The organism is Brachybacterium rhamnosum (assembly GCF_039526185.1).
Taxonomy (GTDB): Bacteria; Actinomycetota; Actinomycetes; order Actinomycetales; family Dermabacteraceae; genus Brachybacterium; species Brachybacterium rhamnosum.
Window position 1 is genome coordinate 1,182,686 of sequence record NZ_BAAAIS010000002.1, and the last position, 15,508, is coordinate 1,198,193.

Consider the following 15,508-nt stretch of genomic DNA (forward strand, 5'->3'; position numbering starts at 1 on the left):
GGCCGCGGGCCGGTACCTCCTCAGGTCCCGGCCCGCGTGCGGTACGGAGAGCGCGTCGGGGACGCGCGGTGCTCAGCCCTCGGTCGCGAGGGCCTTCTCGCGGTCCTCGTCGGCCGGGGCCTCGGGGGCGTCGGCCGGCGGGGCGGCGGCGAGCTCACGGCGGTAGGCGCGCACCGAGTGGACGACGGCCGCGGCCCAGACCACGGCGACGACGCCGAGGGACAGCAGTCGCACGTCGTCCGGCGCGTCGACGAGGTCGCTGCGGAGGATCGTGCGGACGTTGGTCAGCACGATGATGCCGCCGACGAGGGAGCCGAGCACACGCGGCGGGACGAGCCGCACGAGCCAGGCGGCGATCGGGGCCGCGACGAGGCCGCCCGCGAGCAGCGCGAGCACCCAGGTGAGGTCGATGCCGGCGGTGCCGAGGCCCACGAGGAAGCCGAGCGAGGCGGCGACCGAGATGACGAACTCGCTCGTGTCGATCGAGCCGATCACCTTGCGGGGCTCGATGCGGCCGCTCGCGAGGAGCGCGGGGGTGCCGACGGGGCCCCAGCCGCCGCCGCCGGTGGCGTCCATGAAGCCGGCGACGAGGCCGACGGGGGCGAGGAAGCGCCGGCGCAGCGGCTTGCCGAGGTTGCTGCGGTCGATCCCCTTGAACGTGAAGCGCACGAGCACGTAGACGCCGAGCGCGAGCAGGATCCCGGACATGACCGGGGCGGCGACCTCGGTCGACAGCCAGGTCAGGAACGTGGCGCCCGCGAAGGCGCCGATCGCCCCGGGCAGCGCGATGCGGCGCACGACCTTCCAGTCCACGTTCCCGAACTTCCAGTGCGAGAGGCCGGAGGCGAGGGTGGTGCCGATCTCCGCGAGGTGCACGGTCGCGGAGGCGGAGGCCGGATTGGTGCCGATCGCGAGGAGCAGCGTGGTCGAGGTGACGCCGTAGGCCATGCCGAGGCTGCCGTCCACGAGCTGGGCGCCGAGCCCTACCAGGGCGAGCAGGATGAGTCGTCTCATCGATCAGGTCCTTCCGGGGCGAGAGCTGTCCACTCGAGGGAGTCTCCTCGATGCGGCCCGATAGGACAATAGTGCAGACATGACGCGTCATAAAGAACGCTGATGGGGGCGTGCGGCGCGGCGCCTCGCGTGCGGGGATGACCCGGAATGCAGAGACCCAGAATGCAGAGAACCCGGGACATCGTCGCCGATGTCCCGGGTTCCTCTTCGGTGCGCCCGGAGGGATTCGAAACCTACTCATCGTCGCAGGTCACGGCCGAGAGTGCCCTCAACCTGCTTGCCCCACGATCCTGAGCGCACCGCGTGATGCCCGACCGTCAGGGGGGCTCGTGTTCAGCTCGTGTGCACGCCGCACCTCGAGCGCCGCCGACACCTCATCGAGGTCCGCATCGAACAGGTCCGCGTACACGTCCAGCGTCATCGACGCCGACGCGTGCCCGAGCATCCGCTGCACCACCTTCACCGACGCGCCCGACTGCACCGCGAGCGACGCCGCCGTGTGCCGCAGATCGTGGGGCGGCATGTACGGCAGCCCCGCGGCCGTGAGCGCAGCCTCCCACCACCGCACCACGAGCCGCGACCCGTCCGCCGCGCGGCCGGCCTTCGTCGGCGCCGTCATGTACTCGCCCCGCGCGCCGGGGAACAGCAGCCCGTCGCCGGCGTCCGGGAGCATGTCGATCACGAACCGGGGCAGCGGCACGGAGCGGCGCTCGTGAGACTTCGGGGTGCCGACGACCGGCTTCCCCCGCACCCACACCACCGCTTCGTCGACGCGCACCCGGCATCGGTCCCGGTCGACGGACGTGCCGCGCAGCGCGGTCGCCTCACCCCAGCGGAGCCCGCCGTAGGCGAGGAGGTACACGAGCGCCGGATGCCGGGAGATGGACGCGACGCGCTCCACCTCGACGTGCGAGAGGTAGCGGGCCGCGCGGCGCCGCTTCCTCGGGAGCTCCACGTTCCGGGCGGGGTTCGCGACGATCCTCCGGTCGCGGACGGCGACGTCGAGGATCCCCGCGAGGACGCCGTGCGCGCGGATCACGACCGTCGGGGACTTCTCCTCGGAGAGGTCACGGATCCACGACTGCACATCGGAGGGGAGCACGGCGGCGACCGCGGTCCGCTCCCACGTCGGGGCGACGTGGACGCGCCATGCGGTCTCGAGCGCCGCCCACGTCGACGCCTTCACCCGCACCTCCTTCCCGCGGAGCCAGGGCTCGGCGAGCTCGCCGATCGTCGCCCGGCCGGCGGACACGGCGACGAACTCTCCGCGGCGCTTCGAGGACTCGAGGTCGGTGAGCCATGCCTCGGCGTCGCGCTTCGTGGTGAAGCCGCGCTTCATCGTCTGCACGCCGTTCGGCTTCCGGTACCGGACGAGGTAGCGGGGCTTCCCGGTGCGCTTGTCGGTGTACTGCTTGATCTTCGGGTGCGAGGTGTCCCTCACAGCAGGCTCCTCATCATGCTCTGGAACGCCTTGACGACGTCGGGGGTGACGCCGAGTGCCGCGGCGAGGGCGCCGGGGTGCGGGCCGTGCTCCTGCTCGGCGGCCGCGTACGAGTCGACGTCGACGAGGTGCCGCGCGGCGAAGCGCCATGCGCGTGCTTCCTCGCGGTCCCCCTGGGGGCCGACGTCGTTGTAGTGGGCGTGGCCGAGCTCGTGGGCGAGCACGGAGCAAGCCTCGGCGGCGGTGAGGTCTGGGCGAAGCCAGATGCCACCGTGGCGGCATGACCATGCCCCATCACGGTCGCCGAGGCGGCGCCACCAGACGCGGAGCCCTCGTCGGTGCGCTTCACCAATCAGGTCCTCGATCGCGGGCGATGCGGGTCGCGGCAAGGTCGTAGTCATCCGGGGTGGGCTCCTCTCCATAGTCGCCCGGCTCCGTGATGGGGCGCTGCTCGGTGACGTTCTGCTCGTCGGCGGTGACGCGCTGGGTGAGCTCTGCGAGGAGCTCGGTGGCGGAGAAGCGGCCGAGGTCCCTCTCGGGGCGGGGCGCGCGGAGCTCGCCCTCGGTGACGTAGCCGGCGGCGAGGAGGCCGTCGGCGACGGGGGCGCCGTAGGCGCGTGCGATCGCGACGATCGCATCCATGCGGGGTGGGTAGTCCTTCCATCGGGTGGGCGTCGAGGGGGCGACGCCGATCTTGAGGGCGACCTGCCGTAGGGAGGCGTTGTCGCTGACTTCGTTGATCCATGTGATCCAGGCGGGGTCCATGCTGGCCACCGTATTGCAGGGGTGCAACAAACGAAAGTGATGCCCCTGGCCAGCGGGTTCTGCATCATGTCGACCCGCAAGGGTTGCACTTCTGCAACGTCGGGGTTAGGCTCTGATGCAGCACAGCAACATGAAAGGAGGGGAACGGTGCCCGCCTACACCATCGACCCCGACCGCCTCGCCACCTACCGCGAAGCCGAAGGCATCACCACCGACGCCGAGCTCGCCCGACGCATGGGCGTCGAGCCGTCCACCGTCTCCCGCGTCCTCGCCCACCGGACCGGCCCCTCGACTCGGTTCATCGCCGGGCTGGCCACCGCGTTCCCGGGCCGCGACGTGATGTCGCTGCTCACCCCCACGAAGTAACGGAAGGCGCCCCCGCCGAAGCGGGGACGCCCTCACACACACCAGGAGTATCCCATGCCGAACCGCCTGCTCACTATCCCCGAGGCCGCCGAGTACCTCGGGGTCTCCGACTCCACCCTCGGCACGTGGCGCTACGAGAAGAAGGGCCCCCCGTTCGTCCGTCAGGGCCGCTGGGTCCGCTACCCCGCCGACGCCCTCGAGGCGTGGCTCAAGGCGAGCACGGTGACCGCCGATGCCTGACCCGCTCCACCTCTGGCAGGGCGCCTGCGCCCTCGTCCTCATCACCGTCTGGGCCTACGCCCTCACCACCGAGTACCGCGACCACCGCACCAGGAAGGACCACCGATGACCGCCACCGACCACGCCCCCGACCTCCGCACTCTGAACTTCCAGTACGCCGCCCTCAAGCGCGTCGCCGACGTCGTCAAGGACGGCATGGCCCACATCAAGGAGCAGCACCTGCAGGCGCTGCTCGAGGAGAAGTCCCGCACCAACTCCAACCGCTGGGTCGTCGACGTCGACGGGAAGGACGTCGCCGTCCTCTCCCTCGCCGGCGGGAAGTCGAAGCCCGTCATCGTCTCCGAGTCCGCGCTCATCGAGTGGGCGACCGAGCAGCACCCCGAGATGGTCGAGACCCGCCCCCGCCTCACCGAGCAGGCCCGCGGGATCCTCGACGCGCTCGTCGCCGACTACGTCGACGGGACGCCCGTCACGAAGGACGGCGAGGTCATCCCCGGAGTCGAGGAGGGCCACGGCTCCGTCTACCAGTCCCTCCGCTTCAAGGCGGACAAGCACGTCGACGGGAAGCGGGAGATGGACCAGTTCCTGCAGGAGCTCGGTGTCGCCGGGCTCATCGAGGACGTCGTGAACGGCGGTGAGGAGTGATGCAGACCCGTCGACCCACCGGTTGCGCGCCGTGGCCGATCGTCCTCCTCGCCGGAGCCGAGAAGGCCGGGAAGTCCTGGGCCGCCGCCGAGGCGACCGGCCACGAGATGATCCGCGACGCCTACTGGCTCGGCATCGGCGAGGACGACCCGGACGAGTACGCCCAGGTCCCCGGCGCTGACTTCCAGATCGTCGAGCACGACGGCACCTACGCCGCGCTCCTCGCGTCGCTCCGCGACATCGTCGCCCTCGAGGCGGATCCGGACCGCCCGGACCTCCTCATCGTCGACTCCATGGGACGCCTGTGGGCGCAGCTATCCGACATGGCGCAGGCGGAGGCGAACGAGCGCGCCGCAGCGAAGGCCCGGAAGTACCACCGCTCCGAGCCCGAGGACGACGTGCAGATCACGATGGACCTCTGGAACCGGGCGAAGGGCCGTTGGGGTGAGGTCCTCGACCTCCTCCGCGCGTTCCGCGGCCCCGTCATCGTCACCGCCCGCCTCTCCGTCGTCACCGTCATGGACGCCCAGGGGCAGCCGACGAAGGAGAAGACCGACAAGGTCGAGGCGGAGAAGAACCTCCCCTACGAGGTCGCCGCCGTCGTGAAGATGCGGGCCCGCGGGGAGGTGGAGCTCTCCGGCGTCCGGTCGGTGAAGCTGCAGCTCGAGCGGCCCACCCGCCTGAACGAGTTCTCCGTCGCGAAGCTGTGGGAGTCCATGGGCGTCGGGGAGGGGATGGGGGAGCGGCACCACGCCGGTCACCCCGCGACTCCGCCCGCCGCCGAGGTCGACCCGGCCGTGCAGTGGCTCGACGCCGTCATGGCCGAGGAGACGGTCGACGGGCTCCGCGCCCTGTGGCGGGACGCGCAGAAGGCCGGCGCGATGAACGACGGGCTCGCCGCGGCGATCAACCAGCGCGCCGCGGACCTCGCACCCGAGGCCGCCGCCGAGGCCCCCGCGGAGTCGGCGGCATGACCCGGGCCCGTGTCCCGGTCGAGGTGGCGGAGCTCGTCCGCTGGCGCGACCGGGACCGGTGCCTCCGGTGCGGCGCCTACACCGCGGGCGGGTCCCTCCATCACCGGCAGGGGAGGGGAGGCGCGGACCCGCACAGGGCCGCGAACCTCATCCTCCTCTGCGGGTCCGGCACCACCGGGTGCCACGGGTGGGTGCACGCCCATCCCGCCGAGGCGTACGACGCGGGCTGGATGGTCCGCCGCCTCGGCACCGCCACCTGTGAGGACGTCCCCGTCCTCACCCCGCACGGTCTCGTCCGGCTCTCGCTGGACGGCACCACCACCCCCTACTCCCAGAAGGAGACCGCGTGACCCAGCTGCACGCCGTGGCCGTCTACACGAAGCCTGCCTGCCAGCAGTGCAACGCCACGAAGCGCCGTCTCGACAAGAACGGCACCGCCTACACCCTCGTCGACATCTCCGAGGACCAGGACGCCTACGACTACGTCCTCGAGCTCGGGCACCGCGAGGCGCCCGTCGTGGTCCTCGACGACGGCACCCACTGGTCCGGCTTCCGCCTGGACCGCATCGACGCACTCAAGGAGTCCTGACCATGGCAGACGCACGCATCACGATCGAGGGCGGCATCGTCACCGACCCTCGCTGGAACACGACCCAGTCCGGCCACCGTGTCGGGAACCTGACGGTCCGCGCGGGCCGCTCCCGCAAGGAGCAGGACGGCAGCTTCACCACCCTCTCGTCCACCGCCTATGACGTCGCGCACTGGGACCTCGTGCACGACCTCCTCGCCGCGCAGACCCCGGAGAAGGGTCAGCAGGTGACGATCACCGGCACCGTCGCAGGGGTCGAGATCTACACCGATCGAGACGGCAACACGCAGGCGACGGTGAAGGTCAACGCCGAGGGCGTCCGGGTGTGGCCGAAGCGCCAGCAGCAGGGCGGCTCCTACGGCGCCCCGCAGGGCCAGAGCGGGTACGGGCAGCCCCAGGGCGGCTACGGCCAGCAGGGCCCCGGGAACGCGCCGCAGGGCGGCGGCTACGGCACCGACGATCCGCCGTTCTGACCCATCCCAGCCCCGGCCCCCGCGTAGGCGGGCATCGGCGTCAAGGCCGAGCCGGGGCACGACACACCGCCACCACAGCAGAAGGAGGGACCCCATGGGACGCACCCGCGCGAGCGCCCGCGCCGCCGGCACCAGGTTCGAGCGGTCCGTCGCCGACTACCTCGCCGCCACCGTCGACGATCGCATCGACCGACGAGTCAAGACCGGCTCGAAGGACCGAGGAGACGTCGGCGGCGTCCGCGCCGTGCTCGGCGGCCGCGTCGTCCTCGAGTGCAAGGACGTCGCCCGCACGGACCTCGCCGGCTGGACCCGCGAGGCCGAGGTCGAGCGCGGCAACGACGACGCGGTCGCCGGCGTCGTCGTCCACAAGCGCCGCGGAACCGCTGACCCGGGCGAGCAGTACGTGACCATGACCGTCCGCGACCTCGTCGCCCTGCTCACCGGGTCGAGGCCGTCATGACCGACCGTGCCCCGTGGGGGAAGACCTACTCGGACCTCTGGCGGCACCCGAAGTGGGTGCAGCTCGAGGCGGGCCCGCGCGCGCTCTGGGTCACCGCCCTGTCGTGGACGGTGGAGTCGCGGACGTTCGGCGCCATCCCCACGCCGATGCTGGCCATGTTCCGGGCCTCCGAGGAGGACGCCGCCGAGCTCGTCCGGGTCGGCCTGTGGGACGCGACGAAGGACGGATGGCAGCTCCACGACTGGGACCACCACCAGACCTCGCGGGAGAAGTTCACGGCGACGTCGAAGGCTCGCGCAGTGTCCGGGTCGAGGGGTGGGAAGGCCCGTCACGCGAAAAGTACGAGAAAGTCTGTGACCAGCGACGACAGGCAAATTGCTAAGCAAACCGCAAGCAACCGTCAAGCAGAAGTAGAAGTAGAAGTAGAAGAACTACTCCCCCCTACCCCCCAGGGGGAGCTCCTCGCGGCGACCGCTCCGCGGCCCCGCGGGTTCGTGTACCCCGACTCCTTCGAGCTCTGGTGGAAGACCTGGCCGAAGAAGGGCGACACGAAGAAGACCGCCTTCGCTGCATGGGAGAAGGCCGTCAAGGGCAACCGCCGCCAGGCCGCCCGCGTCACCGCCGAGCACCTCCAGGCGGCCGTCGAGGCGTACGCCGCCGACCGGAACCTCCCCGAGCAGCAGTTCATCCCCCTCGCCACCACGTGGCTGAACCAGGACCGGTGGGAGAACGGGCCCCTCCCGCCCCGTGGCGGCAGCCGCGGCGGCCCCCAGGCCGGCGACACCGGCCGCGCCATGGCGCAGTCCTACGACGCGGCCCGCGCGTACGAGGCACTCGAGCAGTCCGGCTACTACGACCAGACCCCACCCCTGGCCCTCACGAGGAGGATCGCATGAACCGCTCCGAGCTCACGAAGCTGATCACCACCGCACGCGCGTTCGACGATCGCGTCGAGCCCCCCACCACCCCGTACCGGGACTCCGACGGTCGCCTCGTCCTCGACCCGCGGATCGAGGCGTGGATGCTCGTCCTCGGCGACATCGACGCGTCCCTCGCCCTGCAGGGCCTCGCGGAGCTGTACCGGGAGCCGCAGATGCTCCGGCTGCAGCCCGGGCACATCCGCACCGCGGCGGAGAAGGTCCGTCGCCGCAACGTCGCCTCCGCGGACCTCGGCCGCCTCACGCCGCCCGACGAGCTTGCCGAGGAGGAGGGGACCAGGTCCCCGGAGTGGAAGCAGGCGGCGGTCCGTGCGATCGGTCTCGGCGCCACGGTCGAGGAGGCGTCCGCCGCCGCGGATGAGGCGCTCGGCGTCACCCGACGGACGCTCGGTCCGCCCGTGCGTCGCCTCGAGCTCGAGCGGCGCCCGCGGGGCCTGGGCGGTGCGGCATGAACCCGTGCGGGTGGTGTGGCGCGCCGGTGAACGGGGCGGCCCTGTGCCGGCGGGACGCCGAGCAGCTGCTCGTCCTGATCCGCCGCTGCATCGGCATGGACGGGGATCTCGAGGCCGCGGTCGCGCGCCGCGGGCGTCATGGGGAGACCGTCGCTCGGTCCACGGCGCCGGGGCTGCCGGTGAACTTCGACGCGGCCGACGCGCGGCGGGAGCTCGGTGGGGCGCTGAACGACGCTGTGGGCCGGCTCCTGGGCGCGTTCCCCCGCCTGACGGTGTCCGGGGCCGCCGTGCTGCTGAGCGGCCACGAGCGGGCGCTCCGTGGGTCGTGGGCGGCGCCGGTGCTCCTCGGGGACCTCACGCCGCTGGTGCCGCGCGCGGTCGCGCACACGGACAAGCCCCGGGGTCGGCTGACGGTGAACGTGAAGTGCCCGCGGTGCGGCGCCGGCCCGCTCCGCCCTGTCGGCGGCACGCTCGAGTGCACGTCGTGCCGTGAGCGGATGAGTGTTGCGGAGGTGCGTCATGCGGCCGCGTGACCTGGTGGACACGGAGGTTGCGGGCCTCGCGTGCGGGCGGTCGTCGTGGACCGTGCGGAAGGCCGTGCGGGATGGGCTGCTGGTGAACTACGGGCGGGGGAGGGGGTATCGGGTGTCGTTGGCGCAGGTCATCGACGTGTTGGGGGATCCGTTGTGCATCGGATGATCACTCCATGCCCGGAGTGTTGCAGACCTGCATCTCAACGTGTAACGTGTGATGCACCGCCGCAACACACCCCCTCGAAGGGACCGCCGCCATGAACCAGAACACCGCCGCCCACCTCGTCTCCACCCTCGCCCACGGCACCCAGCACCTCCCCAAGGTCACCTACCGCCGCACCACCGACTCCTACATCGCCACCTGCCCCCAGTGCACCTGGACCGCCGGCCCCTCCCTCTCCCTCAACGACCTCCACGCCGCCGCCAACGAGCACTACGCGATGGTCACCCGATGAACCGCCGCCACCGCGCCCGCCCCCGGCACCTCCGCGACCTCATCCTCGCGCTCGCCACCACCGCCCCCACCCACAGGAAGCCCACCCGATGAACGCCGACCAGCACCCCAAGAACGAGCCCACCGCGGAGCCCGCCGGCGGGAAGGTCCTCGCGACCGTCGCCGTGTGGGCGACCGTCCTCCTCGGCGGCGGCCTCATCGCCTCCCTGGTCCTCGCCGGGATCGTGTCCCTGTGGCGGGTGATCCTGTGAGGCACGACCGGAAGGCCGCCCGCGCCACCCGCGACGCGTACGTCCTCGAGCAGATCGCGAGGTCCCACCGGCTGCAGGTCGCCACTATCGCCGGGAACCTCAAGGCCCGCACGCGCGCCGCCCGCCTCACCGGCCTGACGTCCGTCACGCTGCACCTGCCTCTCGGCGATGCCGCCGTCGTCGCTGATGCGCTCGACGCGTGGGCTCGCCGTGACGACGGGAGGGCCGCCTGATGCCCGCCCACCGCACCCGCACCGAGCGCCACGACTGCACGTGCGCCCACCACCGCCCCCACGGCCACCAGCACACGTACCAGCGCCACCGGTGCGGCTGCGACGCCTGCCGCACCGCCTGGAACCGGTACATCCAGAACCTCCGCGCCGGCGTCGCCGCCGGCCGCACCTCCTACGTGCCCGCCGGCCCGGTCCGCGACCGCCTCGCCGGCCTCACCGGCGCCGGCTGGACCATCCGCCAGGTCGCCGCTGTGACGGGATGGTCCCGGCACACGCTGTACGCGATCAGCCAGGGCCGGGGATCGTGCCGGCGCGAGCTCGCCGAGGACGTCCTCTCGATCCGGGCGGAGGCCGCGTGATGCCCGCCGGACACGGGACCCGCGCCCGCTACTGCCGCGGCTGCCGGTGCGAGGAGTGCCGGGCCGCGAACTCCGCCTACGACCGGGCGCTCCGAGCTCGGGCCGGCCTGCCGGACTCGAAGTCGACCCCGTCCGACGATGCGACCCTCCCGCGGCCCCATGGCCGGACCGCTGCCCGCATCGAGGATCTCGAGTTCCTGCTGTCCGTCGGGGAGCACCCGGACAGGGCCGCGGAGCGTGTCGGCTGGACGCCGAAGGCGGCGGAGCGTGCACTGCACCGGCACGGCCTGCACCAGCTCGCTTCGCGGCTTCGGGAGCGGGTGGCGTCATGACCGCGACCCGGGTCCGTGACGCCCTCGTCTGCCTCGCCGAAGCGCCCTACGACTCGCTGGCGATCCTCATCGGCACCCGCCCGCCGGACACCGGCGAGATCAAGGCCAGCGCGTCCGGCGACTGGGCGTACCGGAAGACCCGCCACGCCTTCCTCTACGAGTCCCGCGACACGTGGGGCGGCTGGTACGCGCGCCCGTGCCACGAGGTCACCTGGGAGGAGCTGGACGCCGCGGTCGCCGGCGACCCGCGGGTGGACGAGGTCCGCGCCTGGTCGGAGTCGCTCACCGCGGTCGACGCGTGGCGGGACCGGATGCGCCCTCACCGCCTCACGCCCCTCCCCGGTGACTGGCACCCGCACTACCACGAGGAGGACGAGACCCGGCCCGGCTGGGCGGCTCGCCTCCACGCATGGGAGCAGACGATCGCGCTCCTCCGCGACGCCGCTGCCCGCACACCCGACGAGCCCGAGCAGCTCGACATGCTCGCCTACCTCGAGGAGATGACCCCGTGAATGCTCTGCCTGACCTCTCGACCTACCAGTCGCCCGAGCTGACCCCGCCGGATCTGGACGACTACGACGGCCCGCTCGGGTGGGAGCTCGAGCTGGACTTCGAGGACCGGTTCGGTGCGGACTGCGGTGATGCCGCGTGAGCACCTACCGCCTCGGACAGCCCGTCACGATCACCGACTACCTCGTCCGCGCCGAACTGAGATTCCGCCAGGCGCTGACCCTCGCCGACCTCTGGGAGGACATGCCCTCGCAGATCGTGGCCGCCGCTCAGCGCATGAACGACCGCAAGGCGGAGCCCTGGGAGAGGAACATGCGCAAGTTCCGCGTGTGGATGCCCGCATCCCTCTACCCCGCGCTGGGGTGGGACGTCCGCCTCCTCACCCGCACGCACCCCGAGCCGTTCCCGTACTCCGGGCCTGGCGGGCTCGACTTCCCTCTCGCCGGCCTCGTGACCCAGCGGGTCCAGGTGCAGGACGGGCGCATCCATCGGGACTACGAGGAGGGGGCGACGTTCATCCATCAGAGCAGCCGCAAGGGCTACCGGGTGGCGCACGACGTCAACCGGCGGCCGCTGCTGGTGCTCCCCTCGATGATCCAGGAGGACCTCCCGTGACCACCCTCTACCGCCCGGTCCTCATCGAGACCGCCGAGCAGGCCGAAGCACTGCCCGTCGGGACCGTGGCCCACATCGACGTGTTCGGTGGTCCCAGGCGCTATGCAGCCGTCCGCACCCCCGGCGGCGACTGGTACCTGGGCGGCCGGGAGTACCACGAGCACACCTCGATGGTCGGCTGGACGGCGCTCATGCCCGTCGAAGCCGAGGAGGAGACGCAGGACGACGCCACGTTCGCGGAGCCGAACCGGGTGCTCCGCCGCCTCGTCACCCCCTGGGGGCCGGCGTGACCGCCCCCGAGACGACCGACCCCGCCCCGTGGCTCCACGAGAACGGCGCCCGGTACGCGAGCCTCCCCGACGCCCCACCGGGCGCCCTGTTCTGGATTCCCCGCCCCGAGTACACCACCGCGAAGGAGCCCCGATGACCCCCGACGACTACACCACCGCCGCCCACACAGCGGCCCGCGAGTACGCCCGGACGCCCCGCATGCACGTGGGCACGGTGCGGGACCAGATCGCCGAGGCGCACGCCGAGGGTGCCGAGTGGGCGCGCGTCTACCTGTCCCAGCAGGAGCCCACCGAGGCTGAGGTCGAAGCCGCCGCGCGCGCAATCATCGCCCTCGTCCCCGGCGAGACCGAGGAGACCGCGCACATGGACGACATCGACCAGGCATGGGACCACGCCCGTGCCGCTCTCCGTGCCGCTCGTGACGTGAGGGGGCAGGCATTAGCGACATCAAGTGCCCGAAGTGCGGCGACTCCATGCGGTCCTACGCCCCGTGGTACGAACCGCTCGAGAACCGCTACGACGAGTGCCGATCCTGCGGCCACACCGAGTGGCCCTACTGGCCTAGGGATGAGTCCTAGGAGCCGGACCTACTTCTCGCCCCTGGCAGAGTTTTCGGCGTCGGGGACGGCCACGAGGAGATCCGCCCACTCCCACATGAACTTCATCCGAGCTTCCTTCACGGCTGCTAGCGGTGCCCGAAGGCGGGCGTGTCTCTCCGCGGTCTCATAGAGCTGGTCAACGACTGCGACGCGGAGAGGATCAGCGAGTAGACGGGTCCTGGCCCTCGCCATCTCACCCTCAGATCGCAGGCCATCGGGAAGACGGTCCTCGCTGACATGCTCTTCGTTGAAGTCGCTGTACTCGATGAACTTTTCGACTACAGCCAGCAGGGCAGTCGCGGCTTCCAGTCGCTCGCTCGAGAGGTTTTTTCGGCCCTCGAAGGCAAGTTCCTCCCGCCGCCGCCGCCGGTCCTCCTCAGCCATCTTCCGCGAATGGCGCTGCGTCAATGCGAGGGTCGTGAGCGGTGCTGCGACGGCAAGAAACGAGGTCCAGTAGATCGGTTCCATGGGCACATCTTCCAGGATCCGGCCCGTCCCGAAAGTGGAAGTAGGCCGGCCCGCTACTTCCACTTCCCGGAGCCGGGCCCTGGATGTCGGACCCTGAACGGACAATGCCCCCATGACCGACAAGACCATCCGCAGCATCCTCCAGAACGGGCCCGATGGGCCCGAGAGCGTCGCCGGCCTGGCAGCCCGCCCCGTGGTCGAGCGGATCGCCATCCGGGACGCGACGGCAGGACTCAAGCCCCAGCAGGCCTACAACCCCATCCCGGCCTCCCAGCTCCTCGGTAGTCGAGAGGCACGGCGGACGAACGAGCGCCTCGCCGAGCTGCTCGAGCTCGCCAAGGCCGACGCGGAGGAGCAGCGCGCCAACGCAGGGGTCGAGCGGGGGAGGGCGCGACGGAACCTCGTGGCCGCCTGGGTGGCCTCGGGTGTTGCGGTGCTGAGCCTCATCGCGCAGGTGGTGTTCTTCTTCCTCGCCAAGTAGGCGCCATCTGCTGGCCTGTTGTGTCTCCGCATCCCAAGATGTACCGTATGTTGCGACACTGCAACAGCAGGGCACCCCACCGCCACCAAGGACCCCCATGAGCCTCCTCGACCGCCTCCGCCGCCGCACCACCCCCACACCCCCCGCACCCCTCACCGTCGAAGAACGCGGCCGCCAGCACCACGACGAGATCCGCACCATGCTCCGCGAGCAGGCCGCGTCCAGCCCCATCCAGGCCGCGCACATTGCCGCCGGCTCCGTCGACGGCACCCACTACCTCGAGCTCCTCGAGCCCATCAAGCAGGCGAAGCGCGAGGGCCGACTCGACGACGCTCTCGCCCTCGCCTACCAGGCGATCCAGGGCGCCGAAGGAGACCGCGGCGCGTACGGCCCCGCGCCCGCGTACACGGAGCACGCCGCGATCATCCTCCGCAAGCTCGGCCGCCTCGACGAGGAAGCCGCCGTCCTCGACCGGTACCTCGCCTGGCTCACCCCGGAGCAGCGGACCGGCCACCGGCTCGAGGAGCGCCGCGCGAAGGTCCGCGCCCTGCAGGCGGCCGCGTGAACGCAATGCCGCTGAACGTGCACGATCGCAACATGTGACGCCCCCCGTGTTGCGCCCACGCACCATCTCCGATAGGTTCTGATCGACTGGTCACGACCGGGTCGAGCGCTCCAGGCGGTGACGCTCCCCAGGGTCAACAGTCCCAACGGCCCCGCCACCCCCTCGGGTGGCGGGGCCGCATTCGTACCGCACACCCCGGGAGGCCCCCATGGCACGCCGCGTCACCCCCACCGTCCTGGACTCCGTCCCCGAAGCGGACAGCCCCGCCGACACCCCCGCCGCCGTCATGGAGGAAGCCGCCGAGCAGGCCGGGAAGCGCCTCTACGGCGCACAGCGCGGCCTCACCGGCCCCGCCCTCGAGAAGGCCTGGGCCGCTGCCCCCGACGGGCTCCGCGCCTACTACACCGCCTGACCCCTCGTCCCCCAGGCGGGGACACCGCACCGGCCCCCCAGGAGGGGACCTGCACAGAACGGACCCTCCCATGGCGACACGACGCAGCATCGAGCGCGAAGCACGAGACCAGCGGATCTACGGCCTCGCCGCATCCGGCCTCACCTACCGGGAGATCGCGGCCCGCGAGTCCCTCTCCCTCGGCCGCATCTCCGCGATCGTGAACGCGCAGGCCGCCGAGCACAAGGACGAGAACCTCCGCCTCGCCCGCGACATGATCCTGCAGCGTGGCCAGCTCATCGTCCGCAAGCACATGGCGAACATCGGCGACCCGAAGTCCGCGGAGATGGTCCTCCGCGTCAACGACCAGCAGGCGAAGCTCCTCGGCCTGTACACGCCGCAGCAGGGCGCCGGCGTCGCCGAGGCCGCATCCATGCTCGCCCAGCTCATCGGCCGGGACGCCGCATGACCCCTAAGCCCCGGGGAGGAGGTGGCCAGGTGCACGACCTCACCATCCGGAACCTTCCCGTCGCAGACCTCGCCCTCCTCCCCGGCAACCCCCGCCAGGGTGACGTCGGCGCCGTCTCCGAGTCCATGCGCGTCAACGGCATCTACCAGCCGATCATCGTCAACGCCGGCACCCTGACGGGCCGGCCTTTCGAGGTGATCGCCGGGAACCACCGCGCGCAGGCCGCCCGCGCGCTCGGCCACGAGACGATCCCCGCGGTCGTCCTCGACGTCGACGATGACGCCGCGACCCGCATCGCCCTCGCCGACAACCGCACGTCGGACCTCGCCACCTATGACGACGACGCGCTCCTCGTCATGCTCCGCGGCCTCGACGACCTCGCCGGCACCGGCTACGACCCCGACGACCTCGACGACCTCACCCGGGACCTCGACGCCCCCGACCTCGGCGAGGACCCCACCACCCCCGCGGCCTTCCCCGCCGTCGTCGTCATGTTCCGCACCGAGGCCGAGCGTGACACCGCCCTCGAGCGGATCCGCGACGACCACGAGCAGGCGCAACCCATCGCCTACACCCCGAAGAACCAGGGGGCCTGAACCT

Annotated in this window: 30 protein-coding genes; 25 read left to right on the top strand and 5 right to left on the bottom strand. The window is 71.7% G+C overall.

What is annotated here, in order from left to right; translation table 11 throughout:
• Positions 1-72: 72 nt before the first annotated feature.
• The 4 genes from ABD080_RS07145 to ABD080_RS07160 form a co-directional block, all read right to left on the bottom strand.
• Positions 73-1,014 (bottom strand): sulfite exporter TauE/SafE family protein, encoded by a 942-nt coding sequence (locus ABD080_RS07145; protein WP_343904217.1) that lies wholly within the window; start codon positions 1,012-1,014, stop codon positions 73-75.
• Between the two features lie 268 nt (positions 1,015-1,282).
• Positions 1,283-2,455 (bottom strand): tyrosine-type recombinase/integrase, encoded by a 1,173-nt coding sequence (locus ABD080_RS07150; RefSeq protein WP_343904218.1) that lies wholly within the window; start codon positions 2,453-2,455, stop codon positions 1,283-1,285.
• Positions 2,452-2,877, bottom strand: coding sequence for an ImmA/IrrE family metallo-endopeptidase (locus ABD080_RS07155; protein WP_343904219.1), 426 nt, complete (start codon positions 2,875-2,877; stop codon positions 2,452-2,454). The genes ABD080_RS07150 and ABD080_RS07155 overlap by 4 nt, the downstream gene beginning before the upstream one ends.
• On the bottom strand, positions 2,801-3,220 hold the full coding sequence (locus ABD080_RS07160) for a helix-turn-helix domain-containing protein (RefSeq protein WP_343904220.1): 420 nt from the start codon (positions 3,218-3,220) through the stop codon (positions 2,801-2,803). Before ABD080_RS07160 ends, ABD080_RS07155 begins: the two co-directional genes overlap by 77 nt.
• Positions 3,221-3,367: 147 nt before the next feature.
• On the opposite strand from ABD080_RS07160, the gene ABD080_RS07165 reads away from it, so the two are divergent.
• The 20 genes from ABD080_RS07165 to ABD080_RS07260 all read left to right on the top strand — a co-directional run bounded on the left by ABD080_RS07165 (position 3,368) and on the right by ABD080_RS07260 (position 12,071).
• A complete protein-coding gene (locus ABD080_RS07165; protein WP_343904221.1) occupies positions 3,368-3,586 on the top strand; it encodes a helix-turn-helix domain-containing protein in 219 nt (72 codons plus the stop codon).
• Positions 3,587-3,640: 54 nt separating this feature from the next.
• Entirely contained in the window at positions 3,641-3,826 is a 186-nt protein-coding gene (locus tag ABD080_RS07170; protein WP_343904222.1) for a helix-turn-helix transcriptional regulator, read from the top strand.
• Between the two features lie 105 nt (positions 3,827-3,931).
• Positions 3,932-4,471, top strand: coding sequence for a hypothetical protein (locus ABD080_RS07175; RefSeq protein ID WP_343904223.1), 540 nt, complete (start codon positions 3,932-3,934; stop codon positions 4,469-4,471).
• Positions 4,471-5,445, top strand: coding sequence for an AAA family ATPase (locus tag ABD080_RS07180; RefSeq protein ID WP_343904224.1), 975 nt, complete (start codon positions 4,471-4,473; stop codon positions 5,443-5,445). The genes ABD080_RS07175 and ABD080_RS07180 overlap by 1 nt, the downstream gene beginning before the upstream one ends.
• 191 nt (positions 5,446-5,636) lie before the next feature.
• A complete protein-coding gene (locus tag ABD080_RS07185; protein WP_343904225.1) occupies positions 5,637-5,795 on the top strand; it encodes a hypothetical protein in 159 nt (52 codons plus the stop codon).
• Positions 5,792-6,034 carry a glutaredoxin-like protein NrdH gene (gene nrdH, locus ABD080_RS07190; protein ID WP_343904226.1) on the top strand — a complete coding sequence of 81 codons (243 nt, stop codon included), beginning with the start codon at positions 5,792-5,794 and terminating at the stop codon, positions 6,032-6,034. Before ABD080_RS07185 ends, nrdH begins: the two co-directional genes overlap by 4 nt.
• A 2-nt stretch (positions 6,035-6,036) precedes the next feature.
• Positions 6,037-6,507 carry a single-stranded DNA-binding protein gene (locus ABD080_RS07195; RefSeq protein WP_343904227.1) on the top strand — a complete coding sequence of 157 codons (471 nt, stop codon included), beginning with the start codon at positions 6,037-6,039 and terminating at the stop codon, positions 6,505-6,507.
• A 94-nt stretch (positions 6,508-6,601) separates the two neighbouring features.
• Positions 6,602-6,967 carry a hypothetical protein gene (locus ABD080_RS07200; RefSeq protein ID WP_343904228.1) on the top strand — a complete coding sequence of 122 codons (366 nt, stop codon included), beginning with the start codon at positions 6,602-6,604 and terminating at the stop codon, positions 6,965-6,967.
• Positions 6,964-7,863, top strand: coding sequence for a hypothetical protein (locus ABD080_RS07205; protein WP_343904229.1), 900 nt, complete (start codon positions 6,964-6,966; stop codon positions 7,861-7,863). The genes ABD080_RS07200 and ABD080_RS07205 overlap by 4 nt, the downstream gene beginning before the upstream one ends.
• On the top strand, positions 7,860-8,357 hold the full coding sequence (locus tag ABD080_RS07210; protein ID WP_343904230.1) for a hypothetical protein: 498 nt from the start codon (positions 7,860-7,862) through the stop codon (positions 8,355-8,357). The genes ABD080_RS07205 and ABD080_RS07210 overlap by 4 nt, the downstream gene beginning before the upstream one ends.
• A 26-nt stretch (positions 8,358-8,383) precedes the next feature.
• Positions 8,384-8,890, top strand: a complete 507-nt coding sequence (locus tag ABD080_RS07215) for a hypothetical protein (protein ID WP_343904231.1) — start codon at positions 8,384-8,386, stop codon at positions 8,888-8,890.
• Between the two features lie 257 nt (positions 8,891-9,147).
• Positions 9,148-9,345, top strand: a complete 198-nt coding sequence (locus tag ABD080_RS07220; protein ID WP_343904232.1) for a hypothetical protein — start codon at positions 9,148-9,150, stop codon at positions 9,343-9,345.
• Positions 9,346-9,433: 88 nt separating this feature from the next.
• The gene (locus ABD080_RS07225) at positions 9,434-9,595 is read left to right on the top strand and encodes a hypothetical protein (protein WP_343904233.1); all 162 of its coding nucleotides are present in this window, start codon (positions 9,434-9,436) and stop codon (positions 9,593-9,595) included.
• Positions 9,592-9,828, top strand: coding sequence for a hypothetical protein (locus ABD080_RS07230; RefSeq protein WP_343904234.1), 237 nt, complete (start codon positions 9,592-9,594; stop codon positions 9,826-9,828). Before ABD080_RS07225 ends, ABD080_RS07230 begins: the two co-directional genes overlap by 4 nt.
• Entirely contained in the window at positions 9,828-10,187 is a 360-nt protein-coding gene (locus tag ABD080_RS07235) for a hypothetical protein (RefSeq protein ID WP_343904235.1), read from the top strand. Before ABD080_RS07230 ends, ABD080_RS07235 begins: the two co-directional genes overlap by 1 nt.
• Before the next feature lie 328 nt (positions 10,188-10,515).
• Entirely contained in the window at positions 10,516-11,031 is a 516-nt protein-coding gene (locus tag ABD080_RS07240; RefSeq protein WP_343904236.1) for a hypothetical protein, read from the top strand.
• Positions 11,028-11,171 (top strand): hypothetical protein, encoded by a 144-nt coding sequence (locus ABD080_RS07245; RefSeq protein WP_343904237.1) that lies wholly within the window; start codon positions 11,028-11,030, stop codon positions 11,169-11,171. Before ABD080_RS07240 ends, ABD080_RS07245 begins: the two co-directional genes overlap by 4 nt.
• The gene (locus tag ABD080_RS07250; RefSeq protein WP_343904238.1) at positions 11,168-11,644 is read left to right on the top strand and encodes a hypothetical protein; all 477 of its coding nucleotides are present in this window, start codon (positions 11,168-11,170) and stop codon (positions 11,642-11,644) included. Before ABD080_RS07245 ends, ABD080_RS07250 begins: the two co-directional genes overlap by 4 nt.
• A complete protein-coding gene (locus tag ABD080_RS07255) occupies positions 11,641-11,934 on the top strand; it encodes a hypothetical protein (protein WP_343904239.1) in 294 nt (97 codons plus the stop codon). Before ABD080_RS07250 ends, ABD080_RS07255 begins: the two co-directional genes overlap by 4 nt.
• On the top strand, positions 11,931-12,071 hold the full coding sequence (locus ABD080_RS07260; RefSeq protein WP_343904240.1) for a hypothetical protein: 141 nt from the start codon (positions 11,931-11,933) through the stop codon (positions 12,069-12,071). The genes ABD080_RS07255 and ABD080_RS07260 overlap by 4 nt, the downstream gene beginning before the upstream one ends.
• A gap of 451 nt (positions 12,072-12,522) precedes the next feature.
• On the opposite strand, the gene ABD080_RS07265 is transcribed toward ABD080_RS07260, so the two are convergent.
• Complete coding sequence (locus ABD080_RS07265) at positions 12,523-13,002, bottom strand: hypothetical protein (protein ID WP_343904241.1); 480 nt, start codon at positions 13,000-13,002, stop codon at positions 12,523-12,525.
• Positions 13,003-13,114: 112 nt separating this feature from the next.
• Here ABD080_RS07265 and ABD080_RS07270 point away from each other — a divergent pair, with 112 nt between their 5' ends.
• From ABD080_RS07270 to ABD080_RS07290, 5 genes are all read left to right on the top strand, one after another.
• Positions 13,115-13,483, top strand: coding sequence for a hypothetical protein (locus ABD080_RS07270; RefSeq protein WP_343904242.1), 369 nt, complete (start codon positions 13,115-13,117; stop codon positions 13,481-13,483).
• A gap of 97 nt (positions 13,484-13,580) precedes the next feature.
• Positions 13,581-14,048, top strand: coding sequence for a hypothetical protein (locus ABD080_RS07275; protein WP_343904243.1), 468 nt, complete (start codon positions 13,581-13,583; stop codon positions 14,046-14,048).
• Between the two features lie 208 nt (positions 14,049-14,256).
• Entirely contained in the window at positions 14,257-14,460 is a 204-nt protein-coding gene (locus ABD080_RS07280) for a hypothetical protein (RefSeq protein ID WP_343904244.1), read from the top strand.
• A 70-nt stretch (positions 14,461-14,530) separates the two neighbouring features.
• Complete coding sequence (locus tag ABD080_RS07285; protein WP_343904245.1) at positions 14,531-14,908, top strand: hypothetical protein; 378 nt, start codon at positions 14,531-14,533, stop codon at positions 14,906-14,908.
• Between the two features lie 29 nt (positions 14,909-14,937).
• Positions 14,938-15,504, top strand: coding sequence for a ParB N-terminal domain-containing protein (locus ABD080_RS07290; RefSeq protein WP_343904246.1), 567 nt, complete (start codon positions 14,938-14,940; stop codon positions 15,502-15,504).
• Positions 15,505-15,508 lie beyond the last annotated feature (4 nt).